This is a genomic window from Ramlibacter sp. G4-7, from assembly GCF_057784995.1.
Genome location: NZ_JBYNTT010000019.1, coordinates 22,943 through 40,160 on the forward strand (window position 1 = coordinate 22,943; position 17,218 = coordinate 40,160).

14 protein-coding genes are annotated in these 17,218 nt (G+C 68.1%); 8 read left to right on the forward strand and 6 right to left on the reverse strand.

Annotated elements, in window-relative coordinates:
- The first annotated feature begins 4 nt into the window (after positions 1-4).
- From AC3EGR_RS21550 to AC3EGR_RS21580, 7 genes are all read left to right on the forward strand, one after another.
- The gene (locus AC3EGR_RS21550) at positions 5-1,750 is read left to right on the forward strand and encodes an ABC transporter permease (protein WP_488548581.1); all 1,746 of its coding nucleotides are present in this window, start codon (positions 5-7) and stop codon (positions 1,748-1,750) included.
- Positions 1,747-2,823, forward strand: a complete 1,077-nt coding sequence (locus AC3EGR_RS21555; protein ID WP_488548582.1) for an ABC transporter ATP-binding protein — start codon at positions 1,747-1,749, stop codon at positions 2,821-2,823. The genes AC3EGR_RS21550 and AC3EGR_RS21555 overlap by 4 nt, the downstream gene beginning before the upstream one ends.
- 7 nt (positions 2,824-2,830) lie before the next feature.
- Positions 2,831-4,036, forward strand: coding sequence for a CaiB/BaiF CoA transferase family protein (locus tag AC3EGR_RS21560; RefSeq protein WP_488548583.1), 1,206 nt, complete (start codon positions 2,831-2,833; stop codon positions 4,034-4,036).
- Positions 4,033-4,827: an enoyl-CoA hydratase gene (locus AC3EGR_RS21565; RefSeq protein ID WP_488548584.1), complete on the forward strand. Its 795-nt coding sequence runs from the start codon at positions 4,033-4,035 to the stop codon at positions 4,825-4,827. The genes AC3EGR_RS21560 and AC3EGR_RS21565 overlap by 4 nt, the downstream gene beginning before the upstream one ends.
- Before the next feature lie 91 nt (positions 4,828-4,918).
- A complete protein-coding gene (locus AC3EGR_RS21570) occupies positions 4,919-5,281 on the forward strand; it encodes a protocatechuate 4,5-dioxygenase subunit alpha (protein WP_488548585.1) in 363 nt (120 codons plus the stop codon).
- Positions 5,282-5,292: 11 nt separating this feature from the next.
- Positions 5,293-6,129: a class III extradiol dioxygenase family protein gene (locus AC3EGR_RS21575; RefSeq protein WP_488548586.1), complete on the forward strand. Its 837-nt coding sequence runs from the start codon at positions 5,293-5,295 to the stop codon at positions 6,127-6,129.
- 71 nt (positions 6,130-6,200) lie between these two features.
- A complete protein-coding gene (locus AC3EGR_RS21580; RefSeq protein ID WP_488548587.1) occupies positions 6,201-6,443 on the forward strand; it encodes a hypothetical protein in 243 nt (80 codons plus the stop codon).
- Between the two features lie 145 nt (positions 6,444-6,588).
- Here the strand turns inward: AC3EGR_RS21580 and AC3EGR_RS21585 are convergent, their stop codons facing one another.
- The 6 genes from AC3EGR_RS21585 to dnaG all read right to left on the reverse strand — a co-directional run bounded on the left by AC3EGR_RS21585 (position 6,589) and on the right by dnaG (position 15,445).
- Positions 6,589-7,716 (reverse strand): NAD(P)/FAD-dependent oxidoreductase, encoded by a 1,128-nt coding sequence (locus tag AC3EGR_RS21585; protein WP_488548588.1) that lies wholly within the window; start codon positions 7,714-7,716, stop codon positions 6,589-6,591.
- Between the two features lie 26 nt (positions 7,717-7,742).
- Entirely contained in the window at positions 7,743-9,248 is a 1,506-nt protein-coding gene (locus AC3EGR_RS21590; RefSeq protein ID WP_488548589.1) for a tripartite tricarboxylate transporter permease, read from the reverse strand.
- 16 nt (positions 9,249-9,264) lie between these two features.
- Positions 9,265-9,786 carry a tripartite tricarboxylate transporter TctB family protein gene (locus AC3EGR_RS21595; protein WP_488548590.1) on the reverse strand — a complete coding sequence of 174 codons (522 nt, stop codon included), beginning with the start codon at positions 9,784-9,786 and terminating at the stop codon, positions 9,265-9,267.
- A gap of 19 nt (positions 9,787-9,805) precedes the next feature.
- A complete protein-coding gene (locus AC3EGR_RS21600) occupies positions 9,806-10,807 on the reverse strand; it encodes a tripartite tricarboxylate transporter substrate binding protein (RefSeq protein ID WP_488548591.1) in 1,002 nt (333 codons plus the stop codon).
- A gap of 177 nt (positions 10,808-10,984) precedes the next feature.
- Positions 10,985-13,354 carry an RNA polymerase sigma factor RpoD gene (rpoD, locus tag AC3EGR_RS21605; protein WP_488548592.1) on the reverse strand — a complete coding sequence of 790 codons (2,370 nt, stop codon included), beginning with the start codon at positions 13,352-13,354 and terminating at the stop codon, positions 10,985-10,987.
- A gap of 237 nt (positions 13,355-13,591) precedes the next feature.
- Entirely contained in the window at positions 13,592-15,445 is a 1,854-nt protein-coding gene (dnaG, locus tag AC3EGR_RS21610) for a DNA primase (protein ID WP_488548593.1), read from the reverse strand.
- A gap of 86 nt (positions 15,446-15,531) precedes the next feature.
- Between dnaG and AC3EGR_RS21615 the strand changes: the two genes are divergently transcribed.
- Complete coding sequence (locus AC3EGR_RS21615; protein WP_488548594.1) at positions 15,532-17,178, forward strand: acyl-CoA synthetase; 1,647 nt, start codon at positions 15,532-15,534, stop codon at positions 17,176-17,178.
- Positions 17,179-17,218: the final 40 nt, after the last annotated feature.

Below are 17,218 nucleotides of genomic sequence, written 5' to 3' on the forward strand. Positions count from 1 at the left end.
GTCCATGGCCTACGTCAAGACGACCCTCGACGAGGCCGCGCTGCCACAGGGCTGGGCGCAGCGCTGGCGCCACTTCGACAAGAGCGCCATCGTCTGGCTGGTGGCCATCGCGGTGCTGGCGCTGCTGGTGGTCAACCCGCTGCTGCGCCTGTTCATCGTCAGCTTCCAGGACGGCGAGGGCGCGTTCACGCTCGCCAACTACGCAGCGGCCTACGGGCGCAGCCGGCATCTCGAGGCGCTGCTGAACTCGCTGATCCTCGGCGTGAGCTCGGGCGTGCTGTGCCTGCTGTTCGGCGTGCCGCTCGCGTGGGCGCTGTCGCGCACCGACATGCCGGGCAAGACGCTGGTCTGGATCGCGATCCTGGGCACCTTCATCATTCCGCCCTACCTCGGGGCGGTGGGCTGGATCCTGCTGGCCGGCCCCAATGCAGGCTGGTTGAACAAGGCCGTGGTCGCGCTCACGGGCGCCGACAAGGGGCCCTTCAACATCTATTCGATGCCGGGGCTGGTGCTCGTGGTGGCCTGCTACAGCTTCCCCTATGTGTTCGTGCTGGTGAAGTCGGCGCTGGACCTGGTCTCCTCGGAGATGGAGGACGCGGCGAACATCCTGGGCGCGGGCAACTTCCGCACCACCCGGCTGATCACGCTGCCGCTGGTGCTGCCGGCCATCCTCGGTGCGTTCATCCTGGTGTTCCTGGAGGCCATCGCGCTGTTCGGCTCGCCGGCGCTGCTGGCGCTGCCCGGCCGCTTCCACGTGGTCACCACCCAGCTGTGGCAGTTCTTCGAGTTCCCGCCGCGCGTGGGGCTGGCGTCGGCGTATGCGATGCCGCTGCTCGTGCTCACGATCCTGCTGTTCTGGTTGCAGCGGCGCATCACGCACCGCAAGGGCTATGTCTCGCTCACCGGCAAGGGCGGCGAGCGCCGGCCGGTGCCATTGGGCGTCTGGAAGTGGCCCATCCTCGGCTGGTGCCTGTTCGTCTGCTCGCTGTCCTTCTTCATGCCGCTGGTGGTGATCTGCCAGGCCGCGTTCGCCAAGGCCTGGGGCCGCGGCTTCGCCTGGGACAACGTGACCTTGCGCAACATCACGGCCGTGCTGTTCGACAACGCGCTCACGCGCACGGCGACGCTGCACACCTTCCTCTATGCCGGCACGGCGTCGCTGCTGGCCCTGTCCCTGGCCATGTGCGTGGCCTACATCACGCAGCGCCAGCTGGTGAACCGGCACGTCGCCGGCGTGCTGGGCTTTCTCACGATGGCGCCCTTCGTGGTGCCCGGCATCGTGCTGGCCATCGGCTTCTACGCGGCCTACACCCGGCCGCCGCTGGCGCTGTACGGAACGGCCTGGATCCTGATCCTGGCCTTCACCACCCGCTTCCTGCCGATCGCCTACGTCAACAGCAGCGCGGCCATCCGCAGCATCAACCCGGAGCTGGAGGAGGCGGTGCGAACGCTCGGCGGCTCCCGCCTCACCGCGATCCGCTACGTGGTGATGCCGGTGCTCAAGCGCAGCCTGGCGGGCGCCTTCATCCTGGTGTTCATCCCCGCCACGCGCGAGCTGAGCACGGCGATCTTCCTCTACTCGATCAACACCCAGGTGCTCTCGGTGCTGCTGTTCGACAAGAGCGACGAGGGCAACTTCGAGATGCTCGCTTCCATCGGCCTGGTGCTGGTGTGCATCACGGTGGCGCTGATCCTGCTGGGGTTCCGGCTGATGGGGCGCGACTTCATGTTGAGGAGATCGGTGGCATGAGCCAGCTTGTCCTGCGCAACGTCTCGCGCACCTTCGGTGATTTCACGGCGGTCGACGGCCTGAACCTGTCCCTGCGCGAAGGCGAGCTGGTGTCGCTGCTGGGGCCGTCCGGCTGCGGCAAGACGACCACGCTGCGCATGATCGCCGGCTTCATCACGCCGTCCGCGGGCACCATCGAACTCAATGGCCGGGTGATCTCGTCGGCGCAGTCCAGCCTGCCGCCCGAGAAGCGCCAGATGTCGATGATCTTCCAGAGCTACGCGATCTGGCCGAACATGACGGTGGAGGAGAACGTCGCCTTCGGCCTGAAGCTGCACAAGGTGCCGGCCGCGGAAACGAAACAGCGCCTGGACAAGATCCTCGACGTCGTGCAGCTCAAGGCCTTGCGCGATCGCTATCCGGCGGAGCTGAGCGGCGGGCAGCAGCAGCGCGTCGCGCTCGCCCGCGCCATCGTGGTGAACCCCTCGGTGCTGCTGCTCGACGAGCCGCTGTCCAACCTGGACGCCAACCTGCGCGAGGAGATGCGCTACGAGATCCGGCGGCTGCACGACGAGTTCCAGATGACCATGGTCTACGTCACGCACGACCAGGCCGAAGCGATGGTGACCTCCGACCGCATCGCCGTCATGAACAAGGGCCGCATCGAGCAGCTGGACGCACCGTACGAGCTGTACCGCAGTCCCCGCACGCGGTTCGTGGCCGGCTTCATAGGCCGCACCAACTTCCTCACCGGCGAGCGCCGCGACGACCGCGTGGATTTCGGCGGCTTCTTCCTGCCCGCGCGGGATCTCGCCGGCGGCGGCGCGCTGGCCGGCGAGGTGCAGGTGTCGATCCGGCCGCAAAGCATCCAGCTGCTGCGGGACAAGCCGGCCGAGCGCGACCAGCGCTGCTGCGTGCCGGCCAGCATCCAGCGCCGCTCCTATCTCGGCGAGTCCTGGGACTACCACATCCGCCTGGCGCCGGCGCTCGATACCATCCGCGTGAGCGCCCGCCCGGCAGACGTCTTCGAGGTCGGACAGGCCATCTATGCCGAGATCGACACCTCCCAGATCACCGTTCTCAACCAAGGATAAGTACAACATGCCGCTTCCCCTGGAAGGCGTCCGCGTCCTGGACCTCACCAACGTGATGGCCGGTCCCTACTGCAGCATGGCGCTGGGGGACCTGGGCGCCGAGGTGATCAAGCTGGAAAGCCTGGATGGCGACAGCACCCGCAACTTCGAACCCAGGGTGAACGACGAGTCCTACTGCTTCGCCGTCCTGAACCGCAACAAGAAGAGCATCGCGGTCGACATGAAGGCGCCGCAGGGCAAGGACATCGTGCACAAGCTGGCCGCGCGCAGCGAGATCGTGATCGAAAATTTCCGCCCCGGCGTGGTCAAGAAGCTGGGCATCGCCTACGAGGACCTCAAGCAGGTGAACCCGGCGCTGATCTACGCCTCCATGTCGGGCTTCGGCCAGACCGGGCCCTACGGCCGCAAGGGCGGCTTCGACATCATCGCGCAAGGCATGTCCGGCATCATGATGATGACCGGCCACCCGGGCGGGCGGCCGGCCAAGGTGGGCATCGCGATGAACGACATCGCCTGCGGCGTCACCACCTTGTACGGCATCCTCGGCGCCTACATCGGCAAGCTGCGGCACGGCCAGGGCCAGTACCTGGAGACTTCGCTGCTGGAGGCCGGACTCGCCTGGAGCATCTGGGAGTTCGGCGCCTTCTTCGGCGGCGGCGAACTGCCGACGGCCACCGGCACGCGCCATCGCCGCTCCGCTCCCTACCAGGCCTTCCGCTCCCAGGACGGCTACGTCACGGTGGGGGCCAGCGGCGACAAGCTGTGGCGCGCCTTCGTCGAGAAGGTGGTGGAACAGCCGCAGTGGCTGCAGGATCCCCGCTTCGAGCGCAACCCGCTGCGCGTGAAGCACGCCGACGCGCTGCAGGAACTGATCGAGGCGATCTTCGTCCTGCAGCCCACGGCGCACTGGGTCGAAAAGCTGGACGCGGCGGGCGTTCCCGGCGGCCCTGTCTACACCTACGACCAGACGCTTGCCGACCCGCAGGTGCAGCACCGGCGCATGGTCTACGACATCGACCATCCGAAGATCGGGCCGATGAAGACCCTGGGCCTGCCGCTGAAGTCCAGCGGCGACCTGACGCAGATCCGCAAGCCGGCCCCCCTGCACGGCCAGCACACCGAGGAGATCCTGCGCGAGACCGGCTACAGCGAGGCGCAGGTGCGCGGCCTGCTGGCCGAGGGCGTGGTGAAGGCGACCGGAGTGAAGGCATGAAGCTGCAGACCGAGCGCATGATCGCGCAGAAGGACGGCGCGATCGGCTGGATCACGTTCAACAACCCGGCACGGCACAACGCGGTGTCGCTGCCGATGTGGCAGGGCCTGTTCGACGCGGTCACGGCGTTCGCCGAGGACGCGCAGGTGCGCGTGATCGTGCTGCAGGGCGCCGGCGGCAAGGCCTTCGTCTCCGGCGCGGACATCTCCGAATTCGAGGAGAAGCGCTCCAACGCCGAGAACATCGCGGCGTACAACGCGGTGTCGCACAAGGCGACGGCGGCCCTGCAGGAAGTGAACAAGCCCACCGTCGCGATGATCCGCGGCTACTGCGTGGGCGGCGGCGTGTCCGTGGCGCTCTCGTGCGACCTGCGCATCGCCGCCGAGGGATCGTCCTTCGCCGTTCCGGCGGCGAAACTGGGGCTGGGCTACGAGTTGGAGGGCGTGCGCAAGCTCGTCGACGTGGTCGGCCCCTCGTTCGCGCGCGAGATCTTCTACACGGCGCGCCAGTTCTCGGTGCAGGAAGCGGCGACCATGGGGCTGGTGAACCGCGTGCTGCCCGCGGACGGCCTGGAGGCGTACGTGCGCGACTACGCCGAGCGCATCGCGGCCAACGCGCCGCTCACTGTTGCGTCGATCAAGACGCTGGTCGCCCAGGCGCTGAAGGACGAGTCACAGCGCGACGCGGCGCTGTGCCAGGCGGTGGTGGACCGCTGCTTTGCCAGCGCGGACTACGTCGAGGGACGGCAGGCCTTCATGGAAAAGCGCAAGCCGCGGTTCACCGGGCGCTGAGCAGCGCCGCGTGCCAGGCCCGCGCGAAGCTTGATCTGCGTCAGGCGCGCGTCCGCGGCCGGCCGGGATACTTCGGGCAAAGGAGGCTGCCATGTCCCAGCCCGAGATTCCCGGCACGACGCTGTTCGACGGCGTCCAGGCGATGAAGGGCTACGCCCTGAACCGCATGTGCTTCTCGTTCAACGAGAAGGCCAACCGCGACGCCTTCCTGGCGGACGAGGAGGGCTACATGCGCCGCTACGGTCTCAACGGCGAACAGGCCGCGGCGATCCGCACCCGTGACGTGCTGGCGCTGATCGCCGCCGGCGGCAACGTCTACTACCTGGCCAAGTTCGCCGGCATCCTGGGCCTGGACGTCCAGGACCTGGGCGCGGCGCAGACCGGCATGAGCAAGGAGCAGTTCAGCCAGCGGCTGCTGCAGCAGAACGAGCAACCCGGGCAGCTGCCCGCCTGAGAGGACGCACCATGGCCAGGATCGTCGGTGGACTGACCACCTCCCACGTGCCCGCCATCGGCGGCGCCATTGCCAGGGGCCTGCAGGCGCTGCCTTACTGGAAGCCCTTCTTCGAAGGCTTCCTGCCGGTGCACCGCTGGCTCGACGAGGTGCGGCCCGACGTGGCCGTCGTCTTCTACAACGACCACGGCCTGAACTTCTTCCTGGACAAGATGCCCACCTTCGCCGTCGGCGCGGCGCCGGAGTACCGCAACGCCGACGAGGGCTGGGGCCTGCCCACGCTGGCGCCCTTCGCGGGCCAGCCGGACCTGTCCTGGCACATCATCGAGCACCTGGTGGAAAAGGAGTTCGACCTCACGACCTGCCAGGAGATGCTGGTCGACCACGCCTTCACCGTGCCCATGAAACTGTTCTGGCCGCAGGGGGCGCCCGTGACTGCCGTGCCGATCTGCATCAACACCGTGCAGTTCCCCTTGCCGAGCGCGCGGCGCTGCTACGCGCTGGGGCAGGCGGTGGGCGAGGCGGTCCGCTCCTGGGACAGCGACCGCAAGGTGGTCGTGATCGGCACGGGCGGCCTGTCGCACCAGCTCGATGGCACGCGCGCCGGTTTCATCAACAAGCCCTTCGACCTGAAGTTCATGCAAAGCCTGGTGGACGACCCCGAGTGGGCCACGCAGTACAGCATCCACGAGCTGGTGGAGAAGACCGGGACGCAGGGCGTGGAGCTGTTGATGTGGCTGGCCACCCGCGGCGCCGTCGCGGGGCCCGTGCGCAAGGTGCACACCAACTACCACATCCCGATCTCCAACACCGCCGCCGGGATGATGGCGCTGGAGGCGCTCGCTTAACGATTGCTTTCTTGAAGGCGCGCGGACCGACGCGCATACTGTCCGGTTCGTGTTCATGAGGGGAGGACCCGATGAAACATGCCACGCAAGACGGCCAGGGGCAGCTCAGCATTTTCGAACAGTCGTGCGCCTATTGCGGCGCGCGCCTGCGCATCGTCGCCATCCACGTGGCCCGCGGCCGGCACCGGGAGTCCTATGGCTGCCCGGAGTGCGGCAAGCGCTACGAGACCGAGGCCGATTCCCAGCCGGAGGTGCAGCTGCTGCGTCCGCGGCGGGACGGCAAGGACGACAGATACCAGGAGACGATGTTCTGAGGCGGTGCGGTCGGTGCGGTCGGTGGGGTTCGCTGCGCTCACCGTCCGCGGCGTTCGCTGCGCCACCCTACGCTTCGCTGCGAACCAGGACCTGCACCGACCTTTGCAGGGTGGGGGTGAGCGTCAGCGAAGCCCACCGAAAGGCCTAGCGCAATCGCGCCGGCGCCAGCATCGCTTCCGTCACGCCGCACTGCGCGATGTGCGCGGGCAGCGGCAGGCCGCGGGCGAGCGCCGCGCAGGCCTGGCCCATCGCGGGCGAGGTCTGGATGCCGTAGCCTCCTTGCGCCGCCACCCAGAAGAAGCCGGGTGCTTGCGCATCGAAGCCACCCACCAGGTCGCCGTCGGCGACGAAGGAGCGCAGGCCGGCCCAGGTGCGCGCCGGGCGGCGGATCTCCAGCGTGGTCATGGCCTGGATGCGGTCGATGGCCAGCGCGATGTCCAGCTCCTCCGGCTGCACGTCCTGCGGGTCGACCGGATCCGCGTTGGCCGGAGAGCCGAGCAGCACGCCGGCATCCGGCTTGAAATACCAGGTCTCGTCCGCGCTGATGACGCAGGGCCAGTGCCGCGTGTCCACGCCCGCGGGTGGCGCGAAGGTGAAGGCGGAGCGGCGCCGCGGCTGCAGGCCGATGCCGGCGAGGCCGGCGAGCCGCGCGATCGCATCGCACCATGCGCCGGCCGCGTTGATGACCACAGGCGCGTGGAAGCGGCCGGCCCTGGTGCGCACCTCCCAGCGCTCCCCGCTGCGCGCGAGCCCCAGCACTTCGGCATCGCACACCACCGAGCCGCCGGCGCGCCGCAGGCCGCGCAGGTAACCCTGGTGGATCGCGTCGACGTCCATGTCCCTGGCATCCGGCTCGAGCACGGCGCCGATGACACGCTCGGGCCGCAGCACGGGGACGCGTTCGATCGCCTGTGCCGCCGTGAGCCGCCTGGCGTGCGGCGTCATCGCCCGCAGCAGGTCCCAATGCGCCTCCAGCAGGTCTTGCTGGCCCGGTGCGGCCACGAACAGGCAGCCACGCGGACCCAGCACCGGATGCTCGGCGTACTCCGGCGGCGGCGCCTCCAGGAAGGCGCGGCTGGCGCGCGTGAGGGCGCGCACCTGCGGCGTGCCGTAGCTTTCCAGGAACAGCGCGGCGGAACGGCCGGTCGCGTGGTAGCCAGGCTGCGACTCGCGTTCCAGCAGCACGACGCGGGCATGCGGCGCGAGGAAGTAGCCGACGGAGGCACCGGCGATGCCGGCGCCGACGATCACGAAATCAGCGTCCTGCAGCATCGCCGGAGTGCGCGTGCGCGTCCTGCTCACCCCACGGAGCGGGCGGCAGCCGGCGCCGGGCGTGGCCGTCGCAGCCACACGGCCAGCGGCCACAGCACCGCCGCGATGCTCAGGAAGGCCAGCACCGCCGCCACCGGCCGGCTGAAGAAGGGCAGCAGGCTGCCATCGGACTTGATCAGCGAGGTCACGAAGTTCTGCTCGACCATCGTGCCCATGACGGCGCCCAGCACCAGGGCCGCGACCGGGTAGCCGTTCCTGTCCATGAAGTAGCCGACCAGCCCGAAGCTCGCCACCGTGAACACCAGCGCCAGGTTGTTGCCGGTCGCGAAGGAGCCGACCGCGCACAGCAGGATGATCACCGGCATGATGAGCGAACGCGGCACGTACAGCACGTAGCGGGCCGTGCGGATCATCATGATGCCCAGCGGAATCATGATGATGTTGGACAGCATGAACACGATGTACAGCGCGTACATGCTCGACGCCTTTTCGGTGAACAGCGTCGGGCCGGGGTTCAGCCCCTTCATGTAGAGGACGCCGATCGCGATCGCCGTGATGGTGTCGCCGGGAATGCCGAACAGCAGCGAGGGCACCCATCCGGAGGCCAGGCTGGCGTTGTTGCTGGCGCCGGCCTCGATCAGGCCTTCGGGGTGGCCGGTGCCGAACTTCTCGGGCGTCTTGGAGAAGCGCTTGGACATGGCGTAGCTGATCCAGGCCGCCATGTCGGCGCCGGCGCCCGGCAGCACGCCGATGATGATGCCGACGATGTTGCCGCGCACCTGCTGGATGGGGTGCGACTTGGTCAGGGCCCACTGGCCGGCGAGGATGCTGCCGAACTTGCGCGGCGGCAGCACCGGCACGTCCTTCGCCTTGTACGCGCGCATCACCTCGGAAACGGCGAACACGCCGACCAGCACCGGGATGATCTCGATGCCGCCCAGCAGGTCTGCCAGGCCGAAGGTGAAGCGCGGCGTGCCGGCCGGGTTCTCGATGCCGACGCAGGTGATGAGCAGGCCCAGGAACATGGCCGCGATCGCCTTGATGGGCGAGGAGCGCGCCACCATGGTGGCGCACATCAGCCCGAGCAGCGCGAGCCAGAAGTACTCGAAGGTCGAGAACTGGAAGGCCATTTCGGCCAGCGCCGGCGCCAACGCGATCAGCGAGATGGTGCCGATGATGCCGCCGATGGCGGAGAACCACAGGCAGATGCCCAGGGCCAGTTCCGGCTGGCCCTTCATCGTCATCGCGAAGGCCTCGTCGGTGTACGCGGCCGACGCCGGCGTGCCGGGAATGCGCAGCAGGCAACCCGGAATGTCGCCCGAGAAGATGGCCATCGCCGAGGCCGCGATGATGGCGGAGACCGCGGCGATGGGCGACATGTAGAAGGTCACCGGCACCAGCAGGGCCGTTGCCATGGTGGCCGACAGGCCCGGCAAGGCACCGACGACCAGGCCGTAGATCGAAGCGAAGAAGATGGTCAGCAGCACGTCCGTCTGCATGACCATGGACAAGCCTTGGAGGATCTGGTGCATGCGCGTGGGTTCGGGCTCAGGCCCAGGGGAAAGCCAGCAGGCCGACGGGCAGCGGCACGCGCAGCAACTTGTAGAACACGAGGTGGACGAGTGCCGGCGCCACGACCGCGAGCGCCAGCGCCCATTTCAGCCGCGCGCCCTGGCTCCAGGCGAGCGTGAAGACCATCAGCGAGGCCGTGATCCAGAACCCCAGCCGCTCCGAGGCGAAGTAATAGAAGAAGAGGGCGGCCGGCGGCACCAGCACCTTCCAGCCGCCGTGCAGCAGGTCCTGGACCCACCCCCTGCGCGGCTCCAGCGCGCCGGCCTTGGCGACCTCGCCGGTGGCGGAGGTGACGATCTCCTCCTCTTCCTCGAACGTGCGCCCGACGCCCAGCATGATCAGCACGCCGCACAGCACCAGCGCGGCGCCGATGACCATCGGAAAGACGTCGGGTCCGACCTGCTGGCCGGGCACGGGGGGCAGCAGCGAACCGCCCCAGTAGGCGGCGCCCCCCAACCCGACCAGCATCGCACCGGTGACCCGGTCGGACACCTTCATGCGCGGAACACCGGCACCGTCAGGTCACCAGGCCGGCGGACTTCATCGCGGCGCCCATGGCGGCATCGGAGGCTGCCATGAAACTGGCGAAGCCGGCCGGGTCGGCCCACTTCACGCCGAAGCCCCGGTTGCCCATGAAGTCGCGGAACTCCTTGGAGTCGTTCGCCTTCTTCAGCGACGCGACCAGCTTGGCCGCGATGTCGGGCGGCAGCCCCTTGGGCGCCGCGATGCCGCGCCAGGCGCCGACGGAGTAGTCGACCCCCATGGACTCCTTGAGCGTCGGCACGCTCGCGAAGGCGGGGTTGCGCTCGTTGGCCATGATGGCCAGCGACCTGGCCTTGCCGGCCTCGACCAGCGCACGCGACTCGGGCAGGGAGCAGGTGACCAGATCGAGCCCGTTGGCTGCCAGGTCCTGCATCGCCGGGCCGGCGCCGTTGGACGGCACCCAGGCCACGTGGTTCGGCTTGAGGCCCATGGCCTGCAGCCAGCCCACGAGCGCGAGATGCCAGATGCCGCCCTGGCCGGTGCCGGACGCCTTGAACTTGCCGGCCGGCGCCGCCTTGATCGCATCGGCCAGGGCCTTGACGTTCTGGTACGGGGCCGCCGCGTTGATGGTGATCCCCGGCGGGTCTTCGTTCATCAGGGCCAGCGGCGTGTAGCTCGAAGGACTCAACTCGGTGAGCTTCTGCCAGTGCATCATCGCGATCTCGACGGTCAGCATGCCCAGCGTGTAGCCGTCCGGCGGCGCGGTGGCGATCGCGGAATGGCCGACGACGCCCGAGCCGCCGGTGCGGTTGACCACGTTGAAGGGCTGGCCGAGGTCTTTTTCCAGCAGGTTGGCGATGATGCGCACCGTGGCGTCGGTGCCGCCGCCCGCGCCCCAGGGGCAGATGACGGTGACCGGCCGGCTGGGCCACGCGCCCTGCGCTCGCGCCAGACCCGGAACGACTGCGGCGGCGCCGAGCGCGCCCGCGGCGGAAAGGATGTGCCGGCGGTTGGGCCGCGGCCTGGATTCCAGCATGGATGTCTCCTCGATCGGTCAGGGACAAGTCAGGACCGCGGCCATTGTAGGAAGCCGCAGCAGCCGCAGAAGAATGGTTAACCCTGTCCCGCGCGCATGAAAAAAGCGCCCCGGTGGGGCGCTTTCGTGGAAGCCCTGGATTGCCGCCGGGGGCTTGGCCCGCGGCGGCAACGAGGGTCAGAGCGTGTCGATGAATGAGCGCAGCTTGTCGCTGCGGCTGGGGTGCTTGAGCTTGCGCAGCGCCTTGGCCTCGATCTGGCGGATGCGCTCGCGCGTCACGTCGAACTGCTTGCCGACTTCTTCCAGCGTGTGGTCCGTGCTCATCTCGATGCCGAAGCGCATGCGCAGCACCTTGGCTTCGCGCGGCGTGAGCGAATCGAGGATGTCCTTGACCACGTCGCGCAGGCCGGCCTGCATGGCGGCCTCGATCGGCGCCGTGTTGCCGGTGTCCTCGATGAAATCGCCCAGGTGGGAATCGTCGTCGTCGCCGATCGGCGTCTCCATGGAGATCGGCTCCTTGGCGATCTTCATGATCTTGCGGATCTTGTCTTCCGGGATCTCCATCTTGGCCGCCAGGATGCTGGCGTCCGGCTCGAAGCCGAACTCCTGCAGATGCTGGCGCGAGATGCGGTTCATCTTGTTGATGGTCTCGATCATGTGCACCGGGATGCGGATCGTGCGCGCCTGGTCCGCGATCGAGCGGGTGATGGCCTGGCGGATCCACCAGGTCGCATAGGTCGAGAACTTGTAGCCGCGACGGTATTCGAACTTGTCCACCGCCTTCATCAGGCCGATGTTGCCTTCCTGGATCAGGTCCAGGAACTGCAGGCCGCGGTTGGTGTACTTCTTGGCGATGGAGATCACCAGCCGCAGGTTGGCCTCGATCATCTCCTTCTTCGCCTCGCGCGACGAGGCCTCGCCCTCGTTCATGCGCTTGTTGATTTCCTTGAGTTCCGCCAGCGGCACCACCACGCGCGACTGCAGGTCGGCCAGCTTCTGCTGCAGCTCCTGGATCGCCGGGATGTTGCGCTGGATCACCACGCTCCAGCTCTTGCCGGCGGCGGCCTGCTTCTCCACCCACTTGAGGTTCAGCAGGTTGGGCGGGAATTCCTTGATGAAGGTTTCCTGCGGCATGCCGCACTTGTCGACGATGATGCGGCGCAGCTCGCGCTCCTTCTTGCGCACGTCGTCGACCTGGCCGCGCACCATGTCGCACAGCTTCTCGATGGTCTTGGCCGTGAAGCGGATGGTCATCAGCTCCTCGGACAGCGCGTGCTGGCACTTCTGGTACTGGGGCGAGCCCCAGCCTTCCTTGTCGTAGGCGCGGTGCACCTTCTCGAACAGGCCGGCGATCTTGTCGAACTTTTCCAGCGCCGCGGCCTTGAGTTCTTCCAGCTTGCGCGTGAGCGCCTTGGAGCCGCCCGAACCGTCGTCGTCGTCGTCGGCATCGAACTCGTCGAAGTCTTCCTCGGCGACGTAGTCGTCGGCTTCGTTCGGGTTGGAGAAGCCGTCGACCACGGTGGAGATGACGATCTTGCCTTCGCGGATCTCCGCGGCCAGGCGCAGGATCTCGGCGATCGTGGCCGGGGAGGCGGAGATCGCCTCCATCATCGCCATCAGGCCGCCTTCGATGCGCTTGGCGATCTCGATCTCGCCCTCGCGCGTGAGCAGTTCCACCGTGCCCATCTCGCGCATGTACATGCGCACCGGGTCGGTGGTGCGGCCGAACTCGCTGTCCACGGTGGACAGGGCGGCTTCGGCTTCCTCTTCGGCTTCTTCTTCCGTCGCGGCGGTGGGGCCGGTGTTCGTCAGCAGCAGCGTCTCGGCATCGGGCGTCTGCTCGTACACGGCCACGCCCATGTCGTTCAGCATGGAGACCACGACTTCCAGCGTCTCGGCGTCCACCAGCTTGTCCGGCAGGTGGTCGGAGATCTCTGCGTGCGTCAGGTAGCCGCGCGTCTTGCCCAGCTTGATCAGCGTCTTCAGGCGCAGGCGGCGCTTGGCCAGTTCCTCCTCGGTCAGGACGGTCTCGTCCAGGCCGAATTCCTTCATCAAGGCGCGTTCCTTCGCCTTGCTGATCTTCATGCGCAGCGGCTTGACCTTCTCGACGACCGCGGTGGGCTCTTCCACCACCGGCTCGCTGTCCACGAAGTCGGCCTCGACGTCCGACAGGTCCTCCTCGTCCGCGGCCTTGGGCGCTTCGACCGCGGCCTTGGGCTTGCGGCCGCGCTTGGCGCCGGCCTTGGGCGGCGTGTCGACCTCGGCGCTCGCCTTGGGCGGGCGGCCGGGCTTCTTCTTCGCGGGTTCCTCCGCGACGGCGACGGCGGACTTGACGGACTTCTTCGTATCTTCCTTGGCGTTCGCCTTCTCGGGCTTGGCGGCAATGGACTTCGTGGGCACGGGCTTGGCTGCTTTGGTTGCCGCCGGCGCCTTGTCGCTGTTCACGACCTTGAGCTGGGCCTTGGCGGCGGTTGGAGATGGGGATTGGACTGACTTCCGGTCGGCAGGTTTCGTGGCAGAGGGCTTTGCGGACTTTTGAGCGGGCATACGACCTCGTACAGGACAGCGGAAACACAAATACGCCACGAACCCGGCGCGGGTGGAGGAAGGCCGACGGGCCTCAGGGGCAAGATGGGTGGGCGAACATTTGGTGTGCAGTCCTTGCGGTAGTTGGCCTGTACCCGCTGGGGGGTGCCGCTCGTGCGTGAGGGCGGGGCCGGTCCGGAGGTGCTGCTGTCGCTCTTGCCGCCAGCAAACCCTACATTATATCGACGACTGGCGATTTCAAGCCTTGGCGCCCGGTTTTTGTGCTTCGAGCAAGGCCTGCTGCCTTCGGCTGAGGTCGTACAGGCGTTGCACCTTGCCGGCGTCGGTCGCCGGGAGCTGGGCGACCCGCGCGATTTCGCCGGCGACCGCATCGAGGTGGATGCCGGCCATCGCCCGGCGGACCTCGGGCTCGCCGATCTCCTCGACGTCCAGGGCACGGCCACTGGGCTGCATCTCGTCGAGCCCGGCCAGCCGCGTTGCCAGCTCCTGGAACGGCTGACCTTCGAGTCCCAGCTGCAGGACGGCCCAGGGCTCGCCCCCGTGCTCGTGGAAGCGCGTGTCGACCCAGGAGAAGAGGTCGCCATGGGGGGCTGGCAGCTCGCACAGCAGGTGGTGGTCGTCGTTGGTGAGCCACTCCCAGCTGCGGGAATTGCCCAGGACGGCGCGCGCGATCAGCTCCGCCATCGCCACGCTCCTGGGTTTGATGGCCTGGCGGCGCCCGGTTCCATAGGCCCGCTGCTTGTAGTCAGCCCCGGATTTCCCGCGTCCCTTGGCCGCCGGTTTCCCCTGGGGCTTGGCGAGCCCCCAGATTTCCAGCAGGTCGTGCTCTCCGAGCTGCGCCCGGTCCGCGATGGCGCCCAGGATCTGCCTTCGCAGCGCCCCTTCCGGCAACTGCCGCCACAGCGGCCCGGCGTTGCTGACCATCCTGGACCTGCCCTCCACCGTCCCGAGGTCGCTTCCTTCAGCGCAGACTTCGAGCAGGAACTCGCTCAGGGGCACGGCCTGACGGACGAACCGGGCAAACGCGTCCGTCCCGTGCTCCCGGATGTAGCTGTCCGGGTCGTGCTCCGGCGGCAGGAACAGGAACTTCACCGTGCGCACGTCGGTGGCATAGGGCAGGGCGCCGTCCAGCGCCTTGCGGGCGGCACGCCGGCCGGCGGCGTCGCCGTCGAAGCTGAAGACGACGCTGTCGGTGAAGCGGAACAGCTTCTGCACATGGTCCGTGGTGCACGCCGTGCCCAGGGTGGCGACCGCGTTCGGGAACCCGAGCTGCGCCAGGCCGATCACGTCCATGTAGCCTTCGGTCACCAGCACGTAGCCGGCTTCGCGCAGGGCGTTGCGCGCTTCCCAGAGGCCGTACAGCTCGCGGCCCTTGCTGAAGATCGGCGTTTCGGGCGAGTTGAGGTACTTGGGCTTCTCGTCGCCCAGCACCCGGCCGCCGAAGCCGATGCACTCGCCCTTGACGTTGCGGATGGGGAACATCACGCGGTCGCGGAAGCGGTCGTAGCGCTTGTCATCCTCCTCGTTGACGATCACCAGCCCGCTTTCGGCCAGCAGCGGGTCGTCGTAGTTGGGGAAGACGCTGGCCAGCGAGCGCCAGCCCTCGGGGGCGTAGCCCAGGCCGAACTGCTTGGCCACCGCGCCGGAGACGCCGCGGCCCTTGAAATAGGCCACGGCCCGGGGCGAGTCCTTCAGGTGCTTGCGGTAGGCGGCGCCGGCCTTTTCCAGGACGTCGGTGAGCGTGGCCTGCTTTTGCTTTTGCTGCGCCTGGCGGGCGCGTTCGGCCGGCGGGATGTCCTCTTCCGGCACCTGCATGCCGTACTGGCCGGCCAGGTCCTTCACCGCCTCGGGGAAGTTCATGCCGGCATAGTCGATCAGGAAGCCGATGGCGTTGCCGTTCTTGCCGCAGCCGAAGCAGTGGAAGAACTGCTTGGCGGGGCTGACCGTGAAGGAGGGCGACTTCTCGCTGTGGAAGGGACAGAGCCCGGAGTAGTTGGCCCCGGTCTTCTTCAGCTGCACGTGGCGGCCGACGATCTCGACGACGTCGGCGCGCGCAAGCAGTTCCTGGATGAAGTTCTGGGGGATCGCCATGGGCGGTGCTGGGTGTTCCTGCCCGATTCTGCACCGGCCGGAAAAGGACTAACCTTGGCGTCCCTTGGAACGACAGGAGACCGGGCATGGCTGGGATTTTCGACCAGGACCTCGCGCGCAACGAGGCCAACTGCACGCCCTTGTCGCCATTGTCGTTCCTGGAGCGCGCGGCCGAGGTTTATCCGCAACGCAACGCCGTGGTCCACGGGGGCCTGCGCCGGACCTGGGCCCAGGTCTACGAACGCTGCCGCCGGCTGGCGAGCGCCTTGCAGGCGGCCGGCCTGGGCAAGGGCGCAACGGTGGCGGTCATGCTGCCCAACACGCCCCCCATGGTGGAGGCGCACTTCGGCATCCCCATGGCGGGCGCGGTGCTCAACGCCCTGAACACGCGGCTGGACCCCGAAGCCATCGCCTTCATGCTCGATCACGGCGAGGCCAGGGCGGTGATCGTGGATCCGGAGTTCGCAGGCGTCATGCACAAGGCCATCGCCCTGCGCAAGGAGACCCGGCCGCTGCTGGTGATCGATGCCGAGGATGCGATCTTCACCGGCGAGGCGCAGCGCATCGGCAGCACCACCTACGAGGCCTTCCTGGCAACGGGAGACCCTGCGTTCGACTGGCAACTGCCCGCCGACGAGTGGGATGCGATCGCGCTGAACTACACCAGCGGCACCACCGGCAATCCCAAGGGCGTGGTCTACCACCACCGCGGCGCGGCGATCAACGCGATCTCCAACATCCTCGAATGGGACATGCCCAAGCACCCGGTCTACCTGTGGACCCTGCCGATGTTCCATTGCAACGGCTGGTGCTTCCCGTGGACGATCGCGGCGCGCGCGGGCGTGAACGTGTGCCTGCGCAAGGTCGAGGCCCAGGCGATGGCCGACGCCATCCGCGAATACGGCGTCACGCACTACTGCGGCGCGCCCATCGTGCACGGCATGCTGGTGAACGCGCCCGAGGCGCTGAAAAAGGGGTTGCCGCGCGGCGTCAAGGCGATGGTGGCGGGCGCGGCGCCGCCGGCCTCGCTGATCGAAGGCATGGAAAAGCTGGGCTTCGACCTGACGCATGTCTACGGCCTGACGGAGGTGTACGGGCCGGCGACGGCGTGCGCCAAGCACGAGGAATGGGACCAGGTGGACATCGGCGAGCGGGCGCGGCTGAACGCACGCCAGGGCGTGCGCTACCACCTGCAGCGCAGCGCCCGCGTGCTGGATCCGCAAAGCATGCAGCCCGTGCCCTGGGACGGCGAGACCATGGGCGAGATCATGTTCCGCGGCAACATCACCATGAAGGGCTACCTGAAGAACGCGAAGGCGACGCAGGAGGCCTTCGCCGGCGGCTGGTACCACACGGGCGACCTCGCGGTGCAGTACCCGGACGGCTACATCAAGATCAAGGACCGCAGCAAGGACATCATCATCTCGGGCGGCGAGAACATCTCCTCGATCGAGGTGGAGGACGTGCTGTACCGCCATCCGGACATCCTGGCCGCGGCGGTGGTCGCCAAGCCCGACCCCAAGTGGGGCGAGGCGCCGTGCGCCTTCGTGGAGCTCAAGGCCGGGGCGACGCTCACGGCGCAGGAGGTGGTGGCGCACTGCAAGAAGCATCTCGCCGGCTTCAAGGTGCCGCGGGCGGTGGTCTTCGGTGAATTGCCCAAGACATCGACCGGCAAGATCCAGAAGTTCGAGCTGCGCAAGCAGGCGGGATCGGCGGACGCGATCGATGTGTAAGGGCCGTGCGTGCCCCTCGCCCTCTGCCCGGTGGGCAGAG